The following is a 21,335-nucleotide window of genomic DNA, read 5'->3' on the forward strand; positions in this document are numbered from 1 at the left end:
TCGAACGCATGACCCGGGTCGACTTCTATGTCATTCCCAGCGCCGATCCCGACGCACGCCTGACCATCGCCTGCCGCCTCGCCGAAAAGGCCTGGCGGCAAGGCATGCGCATCTTCGTGCTGTGCAGCGACGAGGCCCAGCGCGATGCGCTGGACGCCCGGCTGTGGAACTTCCGGGGCGAAACCTTCATCCCACACAATGCGGTGGAAGAAGATGCCGACTCGCCGGTGGTACTCGCCCTGGGCGAACCGCCGGAAAGCCACCGGGACCTGCTGATCAACCTGACCCTGGTCATTCCGCCCTTCGTCGATCATTTCAACCGGGTCGCCGAACTGGTGATCGAAGAACCGGCGATTCGTCAGGCCGCGCGGGAGAATTTCCGCCGCTACCGCGAGCAGGGCTATCCTTTGCAGGACCACCGCCTGCCTCGCCCTTGAGAGCGCACCAGCCAAGATCATGGACAGCCGTAAGCCCCCGCACGACCCCGACCACCTGCTGGAAGACCTGAAGAAGATCCAGGACCTGCTGAACGAATCGGGCAACGAGCCGCCGCTGCTCACCGAATCCTTCGAGCCGGACAACATTCCCCTGCTGTCCGACGTCGTCACGCCCGCGCCGCGCACTCCCGAACCCGCAGCCCCGACGCAGGAGCCACGGACCGCCGAGCTCGATCACCTGGACCTGGAGCTGCGCGCCGCCGCCGAGCTGATCCTGCAGGACGTGATCGACGACTTCGCGCCGCAGATCGAAGCCGAACTGCAGCGCCGCCTGGAAGCCCGCCTCCAGCGCCTGCTGGCCCAGCGCAAGAGCTGACCGCACCGCCCCCTTACTTGTAGGAGCGAGCTTGCTCGCGAACGCTCTTCTGCAAGCTCGCAGTGGTGGCAGTTCGCGAGCAAGCTCGCTCCTACAATTGCTTCCCCCTGCCGCCCCGGTGGCCTGTAAGGCCCGCGCCCCGTTATACTCACCGGTTTTCCGTCTAGCCTTATCAGGGTCCCGCCGCGCTCATGGACAAGACCTACCAGCCCCACGCCATCGAATCCCACTGGTACCCCCTGTGGGAGAAAGAGAACTACTTCGCCCCGCAAGGTTCCGGCGAGCCGTACACCATCATGATCCCGCCGCCGAACGTCACCGGCAGCCTGCACATGGGCCACGGCTTCAACAATGCCATCATGGACGCGCTGATCCGCTACCGCCGCATGCAGGGCCGCAACACCCTGTGGCAGCCGGGCACCGACCACGCCGGCATCGCCACCCAGATGGTGGTAGAGCGCCAGCTGGCCGCCCAGGGCATCGCCCGTCACGACCTGGGCCGCGAGAAGTTCCTGGAGAAGGTCTGGGAGTGGAAGGATCAGTCCGGCGGCACCATCACCCGCCAGATTCGCCGCCTGGGTTCCTCCGTGGACTGGTCGCGCGAGCGCTTCACCATGGACGAGGGCCTGTCCAACGCCGTGAAGGAAGCCTTCGTGCGCCTGCACGAGGACGGCCTGATCTATCGCGGCAAGCGCCTGGTCAACTGGGACACCAAGTTCCACACCGCCATTTCCGACCTGGAAGTGGAGAACCACGACGAGAAGGGCCACCTCTGGCACCTGCGCTATCCGCTGGCCGACGGTCACAAGACCGCCGACGGCAAGGACCACCTGGTCGTCGCCACCACCCGTCCAGAAACCCTGCTGGGTGACAGCGCCGTCGCCGTTCACCCGGAAGACGAGCGCTACGCCGCGCTGATCGGCACCTTCGTCGACCTGCCGCTGGTGGGCCGGCGCATCCCGATCATCGCCGACGACTACGTCGACCGCGAGTTCGGCACCGGCTGCGTGAAGATCACCCCGGCCCACGACTTCAACGACTACGAAGTCGGTAAGCGCCACGACCTGCCGCTGATCAACATCTTCGACAAGGACGCCGCCGTCCTCGCCGTCGCCCAGGTGTTCAAGCTCGACGGCAGCGTCAACGCAGAGCTGGACGCCAGCCTGCCCGCCGCCTATGCCGGCATGGACCGCTTCGTCGCACGCAAGCAGATCGTCGCCGACATCGAAGCCGCCGGCCTGCTGGAGAAGATCGACGACCACGCGCTGAAAGTACCCAAGGGCGACCGCTCCGGCACCGTCATCGAGCCCTGGCTGACCGACCAGTGGTACGTCTCCACCAAGCCGCTGGCCGAACCGGCCATCGCCGCCGTGGAAGACGGCCGCATCCAGTTCGTGCCCAAGCAGTACGAGAACATGTACTTCAGCTGGATGCGCGACATCCAGGACTGGTGCATCAGCCGTCAGCTGTGGTGGGGCCACCGCATCCCGGCCTGGTACGACGACGCCGGCAACGTCTACGTCGGCCGCAACGAGGCCGAAGTACGCGCCAAGCACAACCTGGGCGACGCCAACCTGCGCCAGGACGAAGACGTCCTCGACACCTGGTTCAGCTCGGGCCTGTGGACCTTCTCCACCCTCGGCTGGCCGGAGCAGACCGACTACCTGAAGACCTTCCACCCCACCGACGTGCTGGTGACCGGCTTCGACATCATCTTCTTCTGGGTTGCGCGCATGATCATGTTGACCATGCACCTGATCAAGAATGGCGATGGCACCGCGCAGATCCCGTTCAAGACCGTCTACGTCCACGGTCTGGTGCGCGACGGCCAGGGCCAGAAGATGTCCAAGTCCAAGGGCAACGTGCTCGACCCGCTGGACATCGTCGATGGCATTACCTTGGACGAGCTGCTGGAGAAACGCACCAGCGGCATGATGCAGCCCAAGCTCGCCGAGAAGATCGCCAAGCAGACCAAGGCCGAGTTCCCCGAAGGCATCGCCAGCTACGGCACCGACGCCCTGCGCTTCACCTTCTGCTCGCTGGCTTCCACCGGTCGCGACATCAAGTTCGACATGGGCCGCGTCGAGGGCTACCGCAACTTCTGCAACAAGCTGTGGAACGCCGCCAACTTCGTCATCGAGAACACCGATGGCAAGGACACCGGCGTGAATGGCGAGCCGGTCGAGCTGTCCTCGGTGGACCGCTGGATCATCTCCGCCCTGCAGCGCACCGAGATCGAAGTCGCGCGCCAGCTGGACGCCTTCCGCTTCGACCTCGCCACCCAGGCCCTCTACGAGTTCATCTGGGACGAGTACTGCGCCTGGTACCTGGAACTGGTCAAGCCGGTGCTGTGGGATGAGAACGCGCCGATCGAACGCCAGCGCGGCACCCGTCGCACCCTGGCGCGCGTACTGGAAACCGCACTGCGCCTGGCGCATCCGTTCATGCCGTTCATCACCGAGGAAATCTGGCAGCGCATCAAGGGCGCCGCTGCGAAATCCGGTGACACCCTGATGCTGCAACCCTGGCCGATCGCCGACGAGGCGAAGATCGACGCCGCCGCCGAAGGCGACATCGAGTGGGTCAAGGCCCTGATGCTGGGCATTCGCCAGATCCGTGGCGAGATGAACATCTCCATGGCCAAGCGCATCGACCTGGTGCTGAACAACGCCTCCCCCGAGGATCACCGCCGCCTGGCCGACAACGAGCCGCTGCTGATGAAGCTGGCCAAGCTCGAGACCATCCGCGTGCTGGACGAAGGCGAAGAGCCGCCGATGTCCGCCACCGCGCTGGTCGGCGACCTGCAGGTGCTGGTGCCGATGGCCGGCCTGATCGACAAGGCTGCCGAGATGGCCCGCCTGGACAAGGAAATCCAGCGCCTGGAAGGCGAAGTCAAACGCGTGGGCGGCAAGCTGTCCAACGAAGGTTTCGTCGCCAAGGCCCCGCCGGAAGTGATCGAGAAGGAACGCGCCAAGCTCGCTGAAGCCGAGCAGGCCGTGACCAACCTGATCCAGCAGCGCGAGAAGATCGCCAGTCTGTAAGCCCCACCACAAGGCCCGCCAATGCGGGCCTTGTGCTTTGCGGGGGAACCCCCTGTAGGAGCGAGCTTGCTCGCGAACAGCCCAATCCTCCAAGCAAGAGCGTTCGCGAGCAAGCTCGCTCCTACAGTCGCCGCTAGTACACCGTCCCCACCGGATACACGTAGGCATTCACGTCATAGAACGGCGTGCGCTGGTAGAACCACTGCAGGCGCGCCTGGGCGTCCTTGGCGAAGGCCTTGTCGTCTTTCAACTTCTTCTCGAACTCGGCCTTCAGCTTCGGGTCTTCGGCGAGCATCTTGCGCGCCATCGGCTCCATCACGTATTCCTCGGGCTCCTCGGCGGAAACCAGGGTCGAGTTGAAGAAGCCCCAGGACCAGAACGAGTCCGGGCTTTCCGCGGTCAGCAGGTTGATCGCCAGTACACCCAGCGGCTGGTCGGTATCAATCACCACCGAACCGGCCGGGTAGGTCTGCAGACGCTGGAATGGTTTGCCCACGCCGCTGACCAACAGGTGCCCTTCATAGCCGGGAATCTCGTTGCTGGCGGCGCGGTCAGGCTCGAAGCCGCCGGCCAGCTTGATGTCGTCCATGCGCTGCAGGGTCACCTCGATGGGCGTGGCCTTATCCAGGGTCTTCATCTGGATGCCGTGGGACTTCAGGCGCGCGATCACCTCGCTCCACTGCACCGGCACCACATACTGTTTCGGCCGCTTCACCACCAGGTCCGGCACCGAGTTGTCGGTGATCGGCACGTTCAGTTGCTTGGGCTTGTTGCTCCAGACGATGGTTTTCTTGCCGGTGATCGGCGACTCCTCGTAGCGGTAGTCGCCCACGGTGAACGGCGTGTGCTGCGCATCGCCCGGCTTCCAGGTGAGGATCACCTGCTTCTGCGCCGCCAGCCGCTCGCGGTCCTTGACGATCGCCTGCTTCAGCGAGTCGGCGTTGTCGCCGATCACCTGGAACATCGCCTTGAGCATCACGTAGTTACCCAGAACCTGGATTTCGTAGGGGTGCAGCGCGTGCTGCTCGATAAGGATCGAGGGCACGTTGCGGATGTCGCCGTACTGGTTGGAGAAACGCGCCAGGTCGGTGCGGTACGGGTAGTAGCCCTGGGTCGGGTCCTGGTTGTCGTTGAAGCTGATGCACTCGTGGACCACATGCCCGTCACCCTCCAGCTCCTTGTACACCGGGCCGCGCATCACCTTGTCCATCCACTCGCTGGAAGCCGGCGACCAGCCGTTGCCGTTGTGGCAGTAGGAGCTGTCGTAGGGATACATGGCGCCGTCGGTGGAGTGGGTGTCGGCGAAGAAGCTCAGGTCGTACTGATTGAACACCGAGGCGACGTTGCGGATTTCCGCGCTGTCGAGCTTGGTGAAGTCGCGGTTGAGGTTGTAGTTCAGCCCGTTGACCCGCCAGCCGGTGACGTCCGGGCCGTTCTGGTTGATCCGCCCGTAGGGGCTGCGGCGCAGGTCGCCGTCGATGTTAACGGTGGGGATGAAGAGGATGTTGACCTTGTCCAGCAGAGCGGCCAGCGGCTTGTCGCCGGTGGTCATGTCGCGCAGCAGCATGAACATGGCGTCCTTGCCGTTGGCCTCGCCGGGGTGGATTTCCGCCTCGACGAAGATCGTCGGCTTGCCGGACTTGTTCAGCCCGGCGGCCGACTTGTCCGCCTCGCGGCTGGCGGTCACCAGCAGCATCGGCTCGCCGGTGGCGCTGTTCTCCGGCAGGTCGCTCAGGGTGATGGCGCCGCCGGAGGCCTCCGCCAGCTTCTCCAGCCAGGCGCGGGTCTGGTGGTAATCGGAGGTCTGCTTGAATCCGCTGGACTCAGCCAGGGTGATCAGCGGGTTGTCGGCCTTGGCGATGTACTTGGTGCTGGTGAGCTTCTGCTCGAACATCGCCGGCAGGATGCGGGTCTTGGCGGCGGCGCTGTAGCCGCTGTCATCGATGTATCCCGGCGCCGAAGGCAGGGCGGCGTACAGGGGCAGGCTGGTGGTGGCGAACAGGCCGGCGAGCAAGGTCCGGGATGAGAGGTGGTGCATGGGAGAGTCTCCTTTGTGCGGCAAATCGTCCTGCGAGCACGTCCGCGCCCGTGCATCAACCATAGACAACTCCGGGGATACGCCAGCGCGGTTCGTCGTCGCGCCCGCTCCGGGGCGGCATGTTCATTCCAGGGCGGAATGACCTTGCGAAGAATGCTCGCTTGGATCGTCGTGGCAGTTGTTCGAAGATCAGCGCACCCCTGCCCCTCCAGGAACCCGACGCCCATGTCCGATACCCCGGCCCGCAACGGCGGCCAGATCCTCGTCGATGCCCTGCTGCGCCACGCGGCGGATACCGTCTACTGCATCCCCGGCGAAAGCTACCTGCCGGTGCTCGACGCGCTGTACGACGCCGCCGGCATCCAGACCATCGTCACCCGCCACGAAGGCGCCGCCTCGAACATGGCCGACGCCTACGGCAAGCTCACCGGCCGCCCCGGCATCTGCTTCGTCACCCGCGGGCCGGGCGCGACCCACGCGGCCAACGGCGTGCACACGGCGATGCAGGACTCGACGCCGATGATCCTCTTCATCGGCCAGGTGGAAAGCGCCTTCAAGGGCCGCGAGGCCTTCCAGGAAGTGGACTACCGGCAGATGTTCGGCGGCCTGGCCAAGTGGGCCACCGAAGTCGACGACATCCGCCGCCTCCCGGAGATCGTCGCCCGCGCCTTCCGCGTCGCCCAGTCCGGGCGGCCCGGCCCGGTGGTGATCGGGTTGCCGGAGGAAGTGCTGTTCGGCTCCGCGCAGGTCGCCGATGTGGCACCGACGCCGATCACTCGTGCGGCTCCCTGCGCCAACGCCCTGGCCGAACTGCGCGAACGCCTGAGTCAGGCCCGGCGTCCGCTGCTGATCGTCGGCGGCACCGGCTGGACACAGGAGGCCTGCGAGCAGGTACGCGCCTTCGCCCGCGCCAACAGGCTGCCGCTGCTGGCCTCGTTCCGCCGCCAGGACCTGATCGACAACCGCGACGAGCAATACGCCGGCCAGCTCGGCTTCGGCGCCTCGCCCAAGCTCACGGCGCGCGTGCAGGAAGCCGACCTGCTGCTGGTGCTCGGCTCACGCCTGAGCGAAACGCCCAGCGCCGGCTATACCCTGATCCAGAGCCCGCGCCCGCTGCAGGAAATGATCCACGTCTACCCCGACGCCAGCGAGCTGGGCCGCGTCTACCAGGCGGACCAGTGCATCCAGGCCGGCATGCCGGAGATCGCCGCCGCCCTCGCCGGTCTCGCTCCCCTCGCCGAGACGCCTTGGGCCGAATGGACCGCTTCAGCCCGCGCCGATTACCTCAGCTACATCACCCCGCCGCAGAACACAGAACCGCCACAGGGCGTGGACCTCACCCAGGTCGTCCAGTACCTGAACGAAACGCTGCCGGACGACGCCGTGATCAGCAACGGCGCCGGCAACTACGCCGTCTGGGTCCACCGCTTCTACCGCTACCGCTCCCCGCGCAGCCAACTGGCACCCACCAACGGCGCGATGGGCTACGGCTTCCCCGCGGCCATCGCCGCCAAGCTGCGCGACCCGCAGCGCAGCGTGGTGTGCTTCGCCGGCGACGGCTGCTTCATGATGTACCCGCAGGAGCTGGCCACCGCCGTGCAGTACGGCGCGCCGCTGACCGTCATCGTGGTCAACAACGGCATGCTCGGCACCATCCGCATGCACCAGGAGCGCGAGTACCCCGGCCGCATCAGCGCCACCGCACTGCGCAACCCGGATTTCGTCGCCCTCGCCCAGGCCTTCGGCGCCCACGGCGAACGGGTCGAACGCAGCGAGGATTTCGCCGCCGCGTTCCAGCGCGCCCAGGCCAGCGGCAAGCCGGCGCTGATCGAGCTGCGTACCGATCCCCGGCAGATCACTCCGGCCGCGCGCCTGCCCTGACGGCGCAATCCTGGCATACGCAGGTCCCAGGCTTCGCTAAGCTGCACCGGGTCAAGGCATTGCGCCCGCGCCAGCGGGCACAATGGCGCCGGAAATCCGCAAGGGAAGCGCATGAGTCTGCCACTGATCTGGGTCCTGTTCCTGCTCGCCACCGCCGTGGCGCTGTTCGTCATCAACCGTCCGCGGATGGACGTGGTCGCCCTGCTGGTGATGGTCGCCCTGCCCCTCTCCGGGGTGATCAGCGTGCAGGAGTCGCTGGCCGGCTTCGCCGATCCCAACGTCATCCTGATCGCCGCGCTGTTCGTCATCGGCGAGGGGCTGGTACGCACCGGCGTGGCCTACCGCATCGGCGAATGGCTGACGCGCCGGGCCGGCGCCAGCGAGACGCGCCTGCTGGTGCTGCTGATGCTCGCCGTGGCCGGGCTCGGCTCGGTGATGAGCTCCACCGGGGTGGTCGCCATCTTCATTCCCGTGGTGCTGAGCATCGCCGCGCGCCTGCACGTGTCGCCGCGCCGGCTGATGATGCCGTTGAGCTTCGCCGGGCTGATCAGCGGCATGCTCACCCTGGTCGCCACCGCGCCCAACGTGGTGGTGCACAGCGAACTGGTGCGCGAGGGTTCGGAGGGGTTCGGCTTCTTCAGCTTCACGCCCTTCGGCCTGGTGGTCCTGGTCCTGGGCATCGGCTACATGCTGGTGGCGCGCCGCTGGCTGGGCGACGACGCCAGCGACGCCAGGCAGAACCTCAAGCGCCGCACCCTGGGCGACCTGATCCGCGACTACCAGTTGGCCGGCCGCGAGCGCCGCCTGCGCATCCGCGCCGATTCGCAACTGGTGGGCATGAGCCTGGGCGACATGGAGCTGCGCGCCCGCGCCGGCACCAACGTGGTGGCCATCGAACGCATGGTGCACTTCCGCCTGAAGATCTTCGGCCCCAGCGCCAACATCACCCTGCATGCCGGCGACGTGCTGCTGGTGGACATCTATGGCGAGCGCGGCGACCTGTTGGGCCTGTACCACGAATACGGCCTGGAACCGCTGAGCCTGCAGGGCGACTACTTCACCGAGCGCGCCCACGAAGTGGGGATGGCCGAAGTGACGCTGCCGCCGGAATCCACCCTGCTCGGCAAAAGCGTGCTGGAGCTGGAGTTCCGCAGCCAGTTCGGCCTCAACGTGGTCGGCCTGCGGCGCAACCGAGAGGCACTGGTGGACGGCCTGCTGGAGGCCAAGCTGAAGGTCGGCGATACCCTGCTGGTGATCGGCGCCTGGAAGGACATCCGCCAGCTGCAGGCGCGCGGGCGCGACTTCCTGGTGCTCAGCCTGCCCGCCGAGGTGGACGAAGCCGCCCCCGCCGCCAGCCAGGCGCCCCACGCGCTGTTCAGCCTGGCGGTGATGGTGATCCTGATGGTCAGCGGCCTGGTGCCCAACGTCATGGCGGCGCTGATCGGCTGCCTGCTGATGGGCGCGTTCCGCTGCATCGACATGGACAGCGCCTACCGCTCGATCCACTGGCAGAGCCTGCTGCTGATCGTCGGCATGCTGCCCTTCGCCCTCGCCCTGCAGAAGACCGGCGGCATCGACCTGGCGGTCAACGGCCTGGTCGGCGCGCTCGGCGGCGCCGGTCACTATGCGATCCTCGCCAGCCTGTTCGTGCTCACCGCGCTGATCGGCCTGTTCATCTCCAACACCGCCACCGCCGTGCTCATGGCGCCGGTCGCCATCGCCACGGCGAAAGCCCTCGGCGCCTCGCCCCAGGCGTTCGCCATGATCGTCGCGCTGGCCGCTTCGGCCGCGTTCATGACGCCGATCTCCTCGCCGGTGAACACCCTGGTACTCGGCCCCGGACGCTATCGCTTCGGAGATTTCGTCAAGGTTGGCGTACCCTTCACGATTCTGGTGATGATCGTCAGCGTTCTGCTGGTACCCTGGCTGCTGCCGCTGTAGCCGGCCACTACAAGATCACCAAGGAAACGTCTCGATGGAAGTGAGCAAGACCAAAAGCAGTTTCTACCGCCGACTCTATGTCGCCTGGCTGATCGACAGCGGCACCGCCACCAGCGTGCCGGCGCTGATGGAGGTCACCGGCATGCCCCGCCGCACCGCCCAGGACACCCTGGCCGCGCTGGCCGACCTGGACATCGACTGCGCCTTCGAGCAGCACGACGGCGAGCGCAACAACGCCGGGCACTACCGCATCCGCGACTGGGGCGCCATCGATCCGCGCTGGATCGCCCAGCACCTGGCGCAGATCAAGGATGTCCTGCAGTACCCCTGAGCCGCCGCCATGCTTCCCGTCCCACCCGTCATCTGGCGCTTTCGCCGACTGATCCTGCTGCTGGCATTCGCCCTGGTGCTGCTCGCGCTCTATCGCGCCAGCGGCCTGCATGAGGATTTCAGCCTCGATTACCTGCGCAGCGAACTGCAGGACAATCGCCTGCGTGGCCTGCTGCTGTTCGTCGGGTTGTTCGCCCTGGGCAACCTGCTGCACATCCCCGGCCTGCTGTTCCTCGCCGCCGCCGTGCTGGCGCTGGGCAAGCTGTGGGGTGGGCTGATCACCTACTGTGCGGCAGTGCTCTCCTGCGGCTTCACCTTCCTGGTGATACGCGCAGTGGGCGGCAACGGCCTGCGCCTGCTGAACAACCGGGTCACCCGCGCGATATTCAGTCATCTCGACCAGCGCCCGGCCAGCAGCGTGTTCCTCCTGCGCCACGCCTTCCTCACCTCGCCGACGCTGAACTACAGCCTGGCGCTCTCGGGTATCGGCTTTGCGCCCTACATGCTCGGCACCCTGTTCGGACTGCCGATTCCCCTGCTGCTGTGCTGCCTGCTGTTCGACCGCCTGGGTGACGTGCTGCTCGGCTGAGGCGCACGGCGCGCAACTGTGGGAAAATCGCCCACCGCTTCCCAGCCCCGCCACTGCCATGTCGAAACCGCCGAAACGTCCCGCCGCGCCCTCGAAATCCGCCATCCCCCTGCGCGACCCTGCCGCCAAGCGGCCAAACCTGCTGCACCCGCGCAACCGGCACCAGGGCCACTACGACTTCCCGGCACTGATCGAGGGCTGCCCCGAGCTCGGCCGCTTCCTCATCACCAATCCCTACGGCAAGCCGAGCATCGACTTCGCCAATCCCGAGGCGGTACGCGTGTTCAACCGTGCGCTGCTCAAGGCGCAGTACGGCATCGGCCAGTGGGACATTCCCGCCGGCTTCCTCTGCCCGCCGATCCCCGGCCGCGCCGACTACGTGCACTACCTCGCCGACCTGCTCGCCGAGGAAAACGCCGGCAGCATTCCGCGCGGCCCACGGGTGCGCGTGCTGGACATCGGTGTTGGCGCCAACTGCATCTATCCGCTGATCGGCCACCGCGACTACGGCTGGCGTTTCCTCGGCTCGGACATCGAGCCCGCCGCCCTGGCCTCCGCCCACGCCATCCTGAACGGCAATCCGGGCCTGAACGAGGCCATCGAACTGCGCCAGCAGCACGATGCGAAGCACATCTTCCACGGCCTGCTGGGCGCCGATGAACGCTTCGACGCCACCCTGTGCAACCCCCCCTTCCACGCCTCGTCGGAGGAGGCCAGCAGCGGCAGCCGGCGCAAGTGGAAGAACCTCGGCAAGCTCGACCCGTCGCGCAAGCTGCCCACGCTGAACTTCGGCGGGCAGAGCAACGAGCTGTGGTGCGAAGGCGGCGAGATCGCCTTCCTGCGCAAGCTGGCGGCGGAAAGCGCGGAAGTGGGCCAGCAAGTGCTGTGGTTCAGCTCGCTGGTATCCAAGGCCGGCAATCTAGACGAGTTCCGCCGCGCCCTGAAAAAGGCCGGCGCGGTCACCGTGCGCAGCGTGGACATGGCCCAGGGCCAGAAGCAGAGCCGCTTCGTCGCCTGGACCTTCCAGGAGCCGGAGCAGCGCGCGAAGTGGCGCACGCTGTGGAAATGACGCTCAGCGGATGAACTGCTTGCTGATCTCCCGGAAGACTTCCGTGCCGGCGCGCTCCATCCACTCGAAGGCGACCATCTCCCGCGAGACGATCATCGCCCCGGCCTGACGCATGCGTTCCAGCGCCAGCGCCTTGTCCCGTGGGTGGCGCGAACCGACCGCCTCGTCCACCACGAATACCTCGCGGTCATCGGCCAGCAGGCCCAGCACCGTCTGCAGCACGCAGACATGCGCCTCGGTGCCGCACACCACGAACTGCCGGCGCTCGCCACCGGGCATCTGCAACAGGCCGGGATCGGCCACGGCGGAAAAAGCGATCTTCTCCAGCAGCGCCTCCGCCGGCAGCGCATCGCGCAGCGCGGGCAGGGTCGGGCCCAGGCCCTTGGGATACTGCTCGGTGGTCAGCGCCGGCACGCCCAGGCGCTGCGCGACCGCCAGCAGCCAGGCACTGTGTTCGAGCACCGACTCGGCCTCGTGGATAGCCGGGAACAGGCGCTCCTGGATATCGATGATCAACAGGGTGGACGTCTGGGCGCGTAACAGCATGGCGGGCTCTCCTGTGGTGGGCGCGCGGTGGTCACTGGCTGGCCGAGGGTTCAGCCGGCATAGCCTTCGGCGATGTGCTGGTCCTTGAGCTTCACATAGTTGCCGGCGCTGTAGGTGAAGAATGCGCGCTCCTTGTCGGTCAGCGGGCGGCCCTTCTTCACCGGGCTGCCGACGTAGAGGTAACCGCTCTCCAGCACCTTGCCCGGCGGCACCAGGCTGCCGGCGCCGAGGATCACTTCGTCCTCGATCACCGCGCCGTCCATCACGATCGAGCCCATGCCCACCAGGATGCGGCTGCCGATGGTGCAGCCGTGCAGCAGCACCTTGTGGCCGATGGTCACGTCGTCGTCGATGGTCAGCGGGAAACCGTCCGGGTTGAAGGGGCCGGCGTGGGTGATGTGCAGCACGCTGCCGTCCTGCACGCTGGTGCGCGCACCGATGCGGATGCGGTGCATGTCGCCGCGAATGGTGACCAGTGGCCAGATCGAGCTGTCCGCGCCAATCTCCACGTCGCCGATGACCACGGCGCTGGCGTCGACGAACACGCGCTCGCCGAGCGCTGGCGTTTTGCCCTGATACGAACGAATAGTCACGATAGAGTCTCTCTGGCTGCGAATACGGCCGATTGTATTTAAGATGGCCGAGTGTTTCTTCAACCAAGGTGCCACCGTGAGCGCGAATCCCCTTCTGCAGAGCTACGACCTGCCGCCCTTCTCCTCCATTCGCCCCGAGCACGTGAAGCCGGCCATCGAGCAGATCCTCGCCGACAACCGCGCCGCCATCGCGCGCATCCTCGCCCAGCAGAACGGCACCCCGACCTGGGCCGGCCTGGTGCTCAGCATGGACGAACTGCATGATCGCCTGGGCAAGGCCTGGAGCCCGGTCAGCCACCTCAACGCGGTGTGCAACAGCGCCGAACTGCGCGAGGCCTACGAAGGCTGCCTGCCGCTGCTGTCCGCCTACTGGACCGAACTGGGCCAGAACCGCGAGCTATTCAAGGCCTACGAGTCGCTGGCCGCCAGTGCCGAGTCGAAGGACTTCGACGTCGCCCAGAAGACCATCCTCGAACACGCCCTGCGCGACTTCCGCCTGTCGGGTATCGACCTGCCGGCCGAGCAGCAGCAGCGCTACGCCGAAATCCAGACGCGCCTGTCCGAGCTGGGCAGCCGCTTCTCCAACCAGTTGCTGGACGCCACCCAGGCCTGGACCAAGCACGTCACCGACGAAGCCTCGCTGGCCGGCCTGACCGACTCGGCCAAGGCGCAGATGCAGCAGGCCGCCCAGGCCAAGGAGCTGGACGGCTGGCTGATCAGCCTGGAATTCCCCAGCTACTACGCGGTGATGACCTACGCCGAAGACCGCGCCCTGCGCGAAGAGGTCTACGCCGCGTACTGCACCCGCGCCTCCGACCAGGGTCCGAACGCCGGGCAGAACGACAACGGCCCGGTGATGCAGGAAATCCTCGACCTGCGCCAGGAACTGTCGCGCCTGCTGGGCTTTGCGAACTTCGCCGAGCTGTCCCTGGCCACCAAGATGGCCGAGACCCCCGAGCAGGTCCTGCACTTCCTCCGCGACCTGGCCGTGCGCAGCAAGCCCTTCGCCGCCCAGGATCTTGAGCAGCTCAAGGCCTACGCCGCCGAACAGGGCTGCCCGAACCTCGCCAGCTGGGACGCCAGCTACTTCGGCGAGAAGCTGCGCGAGGCGCGCTACAGCGTGTCCCAGGAAGCCCTGCGCGCCTACTTCCCGGTGGACAAGGTGCTCTCCGGCCTGTTCGCCATCGTGCAGAAGCTCTATGGCATCCAGATCCGCGAGCTGAACGACTTCGAGCGCTGGCACCCGGACGTGCGCCTGTTCGAGATCGAGGAAAACGGCCAGCACGTCGGCCGCTTCTACTTCGACCTCTACGCCCGCGCCAACAAGCGTGGCGGCGCCTGGATGGACGGCGCCCGCGACCGTCGCCGCACCGCCGAAGGCGAGCTGCAATCGCCGGTGGCTTATCTGGTGTGCAACTTCACCCCTGCGGTCGGCGGCAAGCCGGCGCTGCTGACCCACGATGAAGTCACCACCCTGTTCCACGAATTCGGCCACGGCCTGCACCACCTGCTGACCCGCGTCGAACACGCCGGTGCCTCGGGCATCAACGGCGTGGCCTGGGACGCGGTGGAGCTGCCGAGCCAGTTCATGGAGAACTGGTGCTGGGAGCCCGAAGGCCTGGCGCTGATTTCCGGTCATTACGAAACCGGCGCACCGCTGCCCCAGGACCTGCTGGAGAAGATGCTCGCCGCGAAGAACTTCCAGTCCGGCCTGATGATGGTCCGCCAGCTGGAGTTCTCCCTGTTCGACTTCGAGCTGCACGCCACCCACGGCGACGGCCGCAGCGTGCTCGAGGTGATCGAGGCGATCCGCACTGAAGTCGCGGTAATGCGCCCGCCGGCGTACAACCGCTTCGCCAACAGCTTCGCGCACATCTTCGCCGGCGGTTACGCGGCCGGTTACTACAGCTACAAGTGGGCCGAAGTGCTGTCCGCCGACGCGTTCTCCCGCTTCGAGGAAGAAGGTGTGCTGAACCCGGCGACCGGCGCGGCCTTCCGCGAGGCGATCCTGGCCAAGGGCGGCTCCCAGGAGCCGATGGCGCTGTTCGTGGCCTTCCGCGGCCGCGAGCCGTCCATCGACGCCCTGCTGCGTCACTCCGGCCTCACCGAGGAGGCTGCGTGATGAGCGAGGTGAAGAAGCGCTTCATCGCCGGGGCCGTCTGCCCGGCCTGCAGCGAGCAGGACAAGATCGTCATGTGGGACGTCGACGGCGTGCCACATCGCGAATGCGTGGCCTGCGGCTATGCCGACACGCTCAACGCCCAGGGCCAGTCGGTACCGAAGGAGCTGACCACCCGGGTCAACGTCAGCGGCCTGAAGAAGCCCGCCGATCCGAAGGTGCAGAACGTGCAGTTCTTCCCCAACCCGAAGCTGAAGAAGCCGGACGAGTAAGTCCACGCCGCCAATAAGAAAGCCGTTTCTCTCCTGGGAGAAACGGCTTTTTCACGCGCCGAGGATCAGTGCCCGGTACCGTCACCACGGCGGCTGGTCTCGAAGAGGAACCAGGTGCGCTGCTCGGTTTCGTCGATCCAGTTCTCGATCAGGCTGGCCGTGGCGATGTCATGGTACTCGTCGCACAGGTCGTGTACTTCGCGCATGTAGGAGGTCAGCGCCTTGTTGTCCTCCTGCAGCTCGGCCAGCATGTCCAGCGGCTGCACGAACTCGGCGTCGTTGTCGAGGATACGCTTGTCGCGGGCGATGTGGCCGATGGAGCGGATGGTGTTGCCACCGATCTTGCGGGTGCGCTCGGCGATGGCGTCGGTCATCGCGAAGATTTCCGTGGCATGCTCGTCCAGCAGCAGGTGGTAGTCGCGGAAGTGCGGACCGCTGACATGCCAGTGGAAGTTCTTGGTCTTCAGATAGAGGGCGAAGACGTCGGCGAGCAGGCGGTTGAGCGCGGCGGAAAGATCGCGGGTGGCGTTCTTGCTCAGGTCAGAAGGCGTGGCCAGGGCCGGTGCGCGGCGCACCGCGGGTTTCGCTGCGGCCGGCTTGGCGGCGGGTTTGCTGGCGGCGGCCTTGGCGGCCGGTTTGGCGGCTGTCTTGGCTGCAGGTTTGGCGGCCGCCTTCGCTGCCGGCTTCGTAGCGGCGGGTTTTGCCGCCGCAGGTTTCTTCGGAGCCGATGCGGATTTCTTCATCACAAATCACCTCTACGAAAGATCACGATACCTGTGGATGCCCTCCCGTTCGGGATAGGGCTGACTCAGCGGTCTTGAGCCTATCTCGCTCACCGTCGATTGCAAGTCGACATCAACCGGCGCCGAGCGTTCCTCTTGACTCGGATCAGTCGCGCAGCGGCTTGCGGAAATACACCACGCGCTCGGTTTCGACGAAGCCCAGCGCGCGATGCAGGGCATGGCTGGCGTGATTGTCGAGCGCCGCATCGGAGGCGAAATCCCGACAGCCCCGCGCAACGCCCCAGACCTGTACGGCACGCACCAGGGCGCGTGCGACACCCTGCCGGCGCGCCGACTCGGCAACGTAGATGCCTTCGAGGAACAGCACCGGCGTACCCTCAGTACCGTTGACGTAATCGTTGCGCACCGCCGCCTCGGCCAGCCCCAGCGCCTCGCCTGCGGCATCGCGGGCGAGGAACGCGCAGTAGCGCTGCGGATGCCCGAGGATATCCCGCGCCTCATCGCGAAATTCCGCCTCGTGATCCCCCGGCCAGAGCCGCAGGCGCAGCTCGATCCAATCGTCGAGATCGGCCGTTGTCGCCTGTCGTACCCGCAGCCTGTCCATCAACCGTTCCCCGGGGTGAAGCGGAAGCATGCGTCGAGCTGGCTGTAGCCCATGCCGACGCCCTTGTGCACCTTGAGCTGCACCGGAATGCGCTCCTTGAGCGCTTCGACGTGGCTGATCACGCCGATGGTCTTGCCGGTCGCGTTGAGGCTGTCGAGGGCGTCCAGCGCCACTTCCAGCGTCTCACCATCGAGGGTGCCGAAACCTTCGTCGAGGAACAGCGAGTCGATGCTGGTCTTGTGGCTGACCAGGTCGGACAGTGCCAATGCCAGCGCCAGGCTGACCAGGAAGCTCTCGCCGCCGGACAGCGTCTTGCAGTCGCGGGCGGTGTCGCCCTGCCAGGTATCGACCACTTCCAGTTCCAGCTCGCCGTCGCTGCGCCGCGCCAGTTGGTAGCGACCGTGCAGGCGCTGCAACTGGCGGTTGGCGAGGTGCACCAGGTGATCGAGGGTCAGGCCCTGGGCAAAGCGCCGGTAGCGCGCACCGTCGGCGGCACCGATCAGGCTGTTCAGGCGCTGCCAGAGGTCATGTTCCTCCTCCTGCCGGCGGATCGCCTCGAACAGGCTCTGCTGGCTGGCGCGCCGCGCATCGTCGCCCTGCAACTGCGCGCGGATTTCCCCCTGGCGCTGGCCCAGTTCGCGCAGCTCGGCGTTGAGGGTGAGCAGTTGCTGGTTCAACTCATCCAGCGACAGATCGCCGTGCGGCTCGGCGTTCAGGCGCTCGACATCCTTCAACGCCGCCGTACGCAAGGCCACGGCCTCGGTGATGGCGGTTTCCAGCTTCTGCCTGAGGGTGCCGAGCTCGGCGCGCTGGGCATCATCCAGCAGCGCAGCGAGGTACGCAGGCTCGTCGGCGAACGGGCTTTGCGCCAGCGCGTGCTGCCAGGCCGCCGCGCTTTGCGCCAGGCGAGCCTGATCCTGTTGCAGACGCTCCAGCAGCGACTGTTCTCGGCCCTGTAGCGCATCGGCCTGGCGTTGGCTGGCGCCCAGGCGCGCCTCGGATTCGGCCAACGCCTGCTGCGGGTCCTCCGCGCGCGGCACCACGCTCCGCGCCTCGAACGCCGCCGCCTGCCAACGCTGCTGCCACTGCTGCGCGGTCTCCCGCGCCACGCCTGCGGCCTGCGCCGCCTCGCGCTCGGCGGCAGCCAGTTGCTGGCCGAGTTGCTGGTCCCGCTGCCAGCGCTGCCACTCCCCGGTGCGCTCGGCCAGCCATTGCTCGCCGTCTTCCGGCAGGTCATAGCCCAGTTCCGTCAGGGCGGCGGCCAGGGTTTCCTCCTGCTGTCGCAGCTCGGCACGCTGGCTGGCGATCTGCTGCGTACGCTCGTCCTGGCGCTGCCGGGCGAACTGCTGCTCGCCCTCGAAGAGCGCCAGCTGCTGCGCCGCCTCGCTGTGCTTCCGTTCGGCGTCAACCCGCGCCTGTACAGCGTCCTGCTGGCGGACCTTGTGTTCTTCCAGCGCCGTCAGTTGTCGTTGCAGATCGGCCAGCGCCGTTTCGTGACGCTGGCGCTCGGTGGCCAGTGCCTGTTCATCGACCAGTTGCAGCCCCTGCGCCGCACAGTGTTGCTGCCAGGCGTCCTGCTGCTGCCGGAGCGCCGCTTCGGCTTCATCGAGCTGGCGTTGTCCCTGCTGTAGCTGCGCTTCGAGTTCGGCCAGTTCGCCACGCAGGGCGACGCCCTGGCTCTCCAGCTCCGCCAGCGCGCGCCGGCTCTCGTCGAGCGCGGTCTGGGTGGCCGACACGTCCAGTGCCTGGTAGGCCTCCACCGCCGGGTGCTGCAAGGAGCCGCAGAGCGGACAGGCTTCGCCGGGCTGCAACTGCGCGCGCCAGTGTTCGAGCTGGTGGATGCGCTGCTCCTGCTGCAGGAGCTTTTCCCGGTCGGCGACCTGCTGCTGCGTCGCCTTGTAGCGCTCGCGCAGGACGACGATGGCGCCATCGCGCTCGCCCTTGCGCTGGCGCAGCGCAAGCAGTTCCGGTTGCCAGCGGGCCAGTTGCGCGGCGGCCTGGGCCCGTGCCTGGGCGATCTGTTCCAGGCGGTCGAAGCCACGACCCAGCGCCTGCAATTGCTGCGCGCGGTCGCGCAGTTGCGCTTCGGTCGCGCCGGCCAGCAATGACTCCAGTTGCTGCCGGGCGGCGGACTCGATCTGGCGAGCCTCGCCCAGCGCCTGCTCGCTGAGCCTGGCATCGCCTTGCAGCCCTTCGCGACGGGCACCGGCTTCGCTGAACGCCTGCTGCGCCTGGTCGAACTGACGCTGGATTTCCACGCCGGCCGCCATCAGGCGGGCGCGCTGGGCGAACTGGGCGCGCCAACCTCCGAGCAGTTCGCCCAGTCGCGCACGCTGCGGCTGCTGCGCGAGACGTGCCTCCAGCGCCTGACGCTGCTCGACCAGCGCATCCAGCGCCGCACCACGGGCATCGCTCACCTGCCGGGCGAACTGGCTGGCGCTCCACAGCGCCTCGGCGATCCGTTCACGGCTGGCGGCCTGCTCGCTGCGGTTGTCCTCCAGCGCCGCGCGGTCCTGCTCCAGGCTGTCGTGGCTGGCGCGCCAGGCCTGGTGCAGCGGCTGCAAGCGCGCGGCGGGCTCGCTGGCGGCCAGGCGTTGCAGGTCCGGCTGCGCCGCGTCGAGGGACTGGCGGGCGCCAGCTTCCTTCTCGCTGGCCTGCCGCATCTGCTGCTCGGCGCGGCCGAGCTCCTCGCGCCAACGGCGCTGGGCCTGCAGCGCCACCTGGCGGCCCTGCAGCGAGGCCTCCTGCAACAGCGCCTGATGGTTCTGCTGTTCGAGGGCTTCGCGCTGCTCGCCGCTGAGCAGTTCGACGCCTTCGGCACGGGCGCGCAACTGGTCGAGCGCGCCGCGTACGTCGCGAGTGCGCTCGAAGACGCGCTGCGAGATCAGCCCGTAGATTTCCGTGCCGGTCAGCTCCTCCAGCAATTCCGCGCGCTGGTTGGCGTTGGCTTCGAGGAAGGCGGCAAAACCGCCCTGGGCCAGCAGCATGGATTTGGTGAAGCGTTCGAAGTCCAGCCCCGTCAGGACTTCGGTCTGCTTGAGCTTGTCGCTGATCTTGTCGGTAAGGATTTCCCCCTCGCCACTGGCGCGGTCGACGCGCGCCAGCTCCACCTTCGGCGCCTGCAACGCGCCCTCGGCCTTGTCGCGGGCGCGGCGCTGGCTCCAGAAGGCGCGGTAGGGCTGCCCCTTCACCTCGAACTCCACTTCGGCCAGGCAATCGGCGGTGTGCCGGGTCATCAGCTCGTTGCCGCTCTGTGACAGCACGCTCATGCGCGGCGTGCGGTGGTAGAGCGCGAGGCAGATGGCGTCGAGCAGCGTGGTCTTGCCGGCGCCGGTGGGGCCGGTGATGGCGAACAGGCCGTTGCCGGCGAAGGGTTCGGCGGTGAAGTCGATTTTCCACTCGCCCTTGAGCGAGTTGAGGTTCTTCAGGCGCAGGCTGAGGATTCTCATGGCTGCTGCTCCTGCTCTTGCAGTTCACCGAGCACCTGCCGGTACAACCCGGTCAGGCGTTCGCGCAAGGGCGCTTCCAGGTCCTCGCCGTCCAGGCGTTGCCGGAACACATCCTCGGGGCTGAGTTCGTCGAGGGTTTCCTTCGCCTCGCTGAACAGCGCCGCCTGTGCGTTGCCGCGCTCGCGGCGGGTTCGCAGGACGACCACCGGCAGGTCTTCGCAAAGCTTCTCGACGCGCACCTGGATATCGCTGAGGTAGTCGTCGGTGTGCACCAGCACCTCCAGCCACACCGGCTGCTCGGCGCTGCCTTCCGCGGCCACGCGGGCCAGCTCGACGGGCAGGCTGGCGAGGCTGCCGGACACCGACTTCAGCGGCTGGAAGCACGGCACCGGCAAGGCGCTGACGCCGCGCAGGCCGCTGTCGTCCAGGTCCACCAGCAGTACCTGCTTGCTCTGCGCGGCCTCGTCGAAACTCAGCGCGATGGGCGAGCCGCAATAGCGGATGTGCTCCAGCCCGCCGACCTTCTGCGGCCGGTGGATGTGCCCCAGAGCGATGTAGTCCGCCGGCGGGAAGGCGCTGGTGGGGAAGGCCTCCAGCGTGCCGACGTAGATCTCCCGCACCGACTCGCTGGCGCTCGCGCCCACCGTGGTGAGGTGGCCGGTGGCGAGGATCGGCAGGTGGCTGCCGAGGGCTTCGCGCTGCGCCTCGGCGCGCTCGAACAACTGCCGGTAATGCGCCTGGATCGCCTGTTGCAGCGCCAGTTGCTTGTCCTGCGCGCTCTGTCCGGCCTGGCTGGTGAGCACGTCACGCGGGCGGATGAAGGGAATTGCACAGAGGATCGCGCCGGGCTCGCCGTTGCGCTGCGGCAGCACCAGCACCTGCGCGTCGAGATCGGTGCCGACGGCGGCGATCACCTGGGTGTCCAGGCACGCCAGCAACTCGCGGGACTCCTCCAGCATGGCCACCGAATCATGGTTGCCGCCCAGCACCACCAGCCGTGCGCCGGTATCGCGCAGTTCGACGATGAAGCGGTTGTACAGCTCGCGGGCGTAACTGGGCGGCGCGCCGGTGTCGAACACATCGCCGGCGATGATCACCGCATCCACGCCCTGCTCGCGCACCTGCCCGACCAGCCAGGCGCAGAACGCCTGATGCTCGGCCTCGCGGCTCTTGCCCATGAAGTGCTGGCCCAGGTGCCAGTCGGAGGTGTGGAGAATGCGCATACCGTGACGTCCGCAGCCGTGATCCAAAGGCTGGGATGATAGCGGGTTGCGCCGCCGCGATGGCGGATTCGCCGGCCACCGCCG

17 protein-coding genes are annotated in these 21,335 nt (G+C 67.2%); 10 read left to right on the forward strand and 7 right to left on the reverse strand.

Annotated features, from left to right (window positions below; translation table 11 throughout):
- The first annotated feature begins 8 nt into the window (after positions 1–8).
- From ACYCAX_RS03915 to ACYCAX_RS03925, 3 genes are all read left to right on the forward strand, one after another.
- Positions 9–437, forward strand: a complete 429-nt coding sequence (locus ACYCAX_RS03915; RefSeq protein WP_460247455.1) for a DNA polymerase III subunit chi — start codon at positions 9–11, stop codon at positions 435–437.
- Between the two features lie 19 nt (positions 438–456).
- Positions 457–813, forward strand: a complete 357-nt coding sequence (locus ACYCAX_RS03920) for a DNA polymerase III subunit chi (RefSeq protein ID WP_460247456.1) — start codon at positions 457–459, stop codon at positions 811–813.
- 191 nt (positions 814–1,004) lie between these two features.
- Positions 1,005–3,854: a valine--tRNA ligase gene (locus ACYCAX_RS03925; protein ID WP_460247457.1), complete on the forward strand. Its 2,850-nt coding sequence runs from the start codon at positions 1,005–1,007 to the stop codon at positions 3,852–3,854.
- A 133-nt stretch (positions 3,855–3,987) separates the two neighbouring features.
- On the opposite strand, the gene ACYCAX_RS03930 is transcribed toward ACYCAX_RS03925, so the two are convergent.
- Entirely contained in the window at positions 3,988–5,892 is a 1,905-nt protein-coding gene (locus ACYCAX_RS03930) for a M14 family metallopeptidase (protein ID WP_460247458.1), read from the reverse strand.
- Positions 5,893–6,117: 225 nt separating this feature from the next.
- Between ACYCAX_RS03930 and ACYCAX_RS03935 the strand changes: the two genes are divergently transcribed.
- The 5 genes from ACYCAX_RS03935 to rlmF all read left to right on the forward strand — a co-directional run bounded on the left by ACYCAX_RS03935 (position 6,118) and on the right by rlmF (position 11,702).
- On the forward strand, positions 6,118–7,773 hold the full coding sequence (locus ACYCAX_RS03935; RefSeq protein ID WP_460247459.1) for a thiamine pyrophosphate-binding protein: 1,656 nt from the start codon (positions 6,118–6,120) through the stop codon (positions 7,771–7,773).
- A 111-nt stretch (positions 7,774–7,884) separates the two neighbouring features.
- The gene (locus ACYCAX_RS03940; protein ID WP_460247460.1) at positions 7,885–9,714 is read left to right on the forward strand and encodes an SLC13 family permease; all 1,830 of its coding nucleotides are present in this window, start codon (positions 7,885–7,887) and stop codon (positions 9,712–9,714) included.
- Between the two features lie 34 nt (positions 9,715–9,748).
- Positions 9,749–10,045: a winged helix-turn-helix domain-containing protein gene (locus ACYCAX_RS03945; RefSeq protein WP_015478534.1), complete on the forward strand. Its 297-nt coding sequence runs from the start codon at positions 9,749–9,751 to the stop codon at positions 10,043–10,045.
- 9 nt (positions 10,046–10,054) lie between these two features.
- Positions 10,055–10,633, forward strand: a complete 579-nt coding sequence (locus ACYCAX_RS03950; protein ID WP_015478535.1) for a VTT domain-containing protein — start codon at positions 10,055–10,057, stop codon at positions 10,631–10,633.
- 58 nt (positions 10,634–10,691) lie between these two features.
- On the forward strand, positions 10,692–11,702 hold the full coding sequence (rlmF, locus tag ACYCAX_RS03955) for a 23S rRNA (adenine(1618)-N(6))-methyltransferase RlmF (protein WP_460247461.1): 1,011 nt from the start codon (positions 10,692–10,694) through the stop codon (positions 11,700–11,702).
- Between the two features lie 3 nt (positions 11,703–11,705).
- On the opposite strand, the gene ACYCAX_RS03960 is transcribed toward rlmF, so the two are convergent.
- Positions 11,706–12,248, reverse strand: a complete 543-nt coding sequence (locus tag ACYCAX_RS03960; protein ID WP_294974124.1) for a hydrolase — start codon at positions 12,246–12,248, stop codon at positions 11,706–11,708.
- 50 nt (positions 12,249–12,298) lie between these two features.
- Entirely contained in the window at positions 12,299–12,841 is a 543-nt protein-coding gene (locus ACYCAX_RS03965) for a gamma carbonic anhydrase family protein (RefSeq protein WP_460247462.1), read from the reverse strand.
- 76 nt (positions 12,842–12,917) lie between these two features.
- Between ACYCAX_RS03965 and prlC the strand changes: the two genes are divergently transcribed.
- Both prlC and ACYCAX_RS03975 read left to right on the forward strand, forming a co-directional pair.
- A complete protein-coding gene (prlC, locus tag ACYCAX_RS03970; protein WP_460247463.1) occupies positions 12,918–14,963 on the forward strand; it encodes an oligopeptidase A in 2,046 nt (681 codons plus the stop codon).
- Positions 14,963–15,232 (forward strand): YheV family putative zinc ribbon protein, encoded by a 270-nt coding sequence (locus ACYCAX_RS03975; protein WP_015478540.1) that lies wholly within the window; start codon positions 14,963–14,965, stop codon positions 15,230–15,232. Before prlC ends, ACYCAX_RS03975 begins: the two co-directional genes overlap by 1 nt.
- A gap of 65 nt (positions 15,233–15,297) precedes the next feature.
- Here the strand turns inward: ACYCAX_RS03975 and ACYCAX_RS03980 are convergent, their stop codons facing one another.
- The 4 genes from ACYCAX_RS03980 to sbcD form a co-directional block, all read right to left on the reverse strand.
- On the reverse strand, positions 15,298–15,975 hold the full coding sequence (locus ACYCAX_RS03980; protein WP_201765465.1) for a Dps family protein: 678 nt from the start codon (positions 15,973–15,975) through the stop codon (positions 15,298–15,300).
- Positions 15,976–16,120: 145 nt separating this feature from the next.
- Positions 16,121–16,579: an aminoglycoside 6'-N-acetyltransferase gene (gene aac(6') / locus ACYCAX_RS03985; RefSeq protein WP_294974116.1), complete on the reverse strand. Its 459-nt coding sequence runs from the start codon at positions 16,577–16,579 to the stop codon at positions 16,121–16,123.
- Positions 16,579–20,028 carry an AAA family ATPase gene (locus ACYCAX_RS03990; protein WP_460247464.1) on the reverse strand — a complete coding sequence of 1,150 codons (3,450 nt, stop codon included), beginning with the start codon at positions 20,026–20,028 and terminating at the stop codon, positions 16,579–16,581. Before ACYCAX_RS03990 ends, aac(6') begins: the two co-directional genes overlap by 1 nt.
- The gene (gene sbcD, locus ACYCAX_RS03995) at positions 20,025–21,251 is read right to left on the reverse strand and encodes an exonuclease subunit SbcD (protein WP_294974110.1); all 1,227 of its coding nucleotides are present in this window, start codon (positions 21,249–21,251) and stop codon (positions 20,025–20,027) included. The genes ACYCAX_RS03990 and sbcD overlap by 4 nt, the downstream gene beginning before the upstream one ends.
- Between the last annotated feature and the right edge of the window lie 84 nt (positions 21,252–21,335).

The sequence above is a fragment of the Pseudomonas sp. MT3 genome, assembly GCF_054720805.1.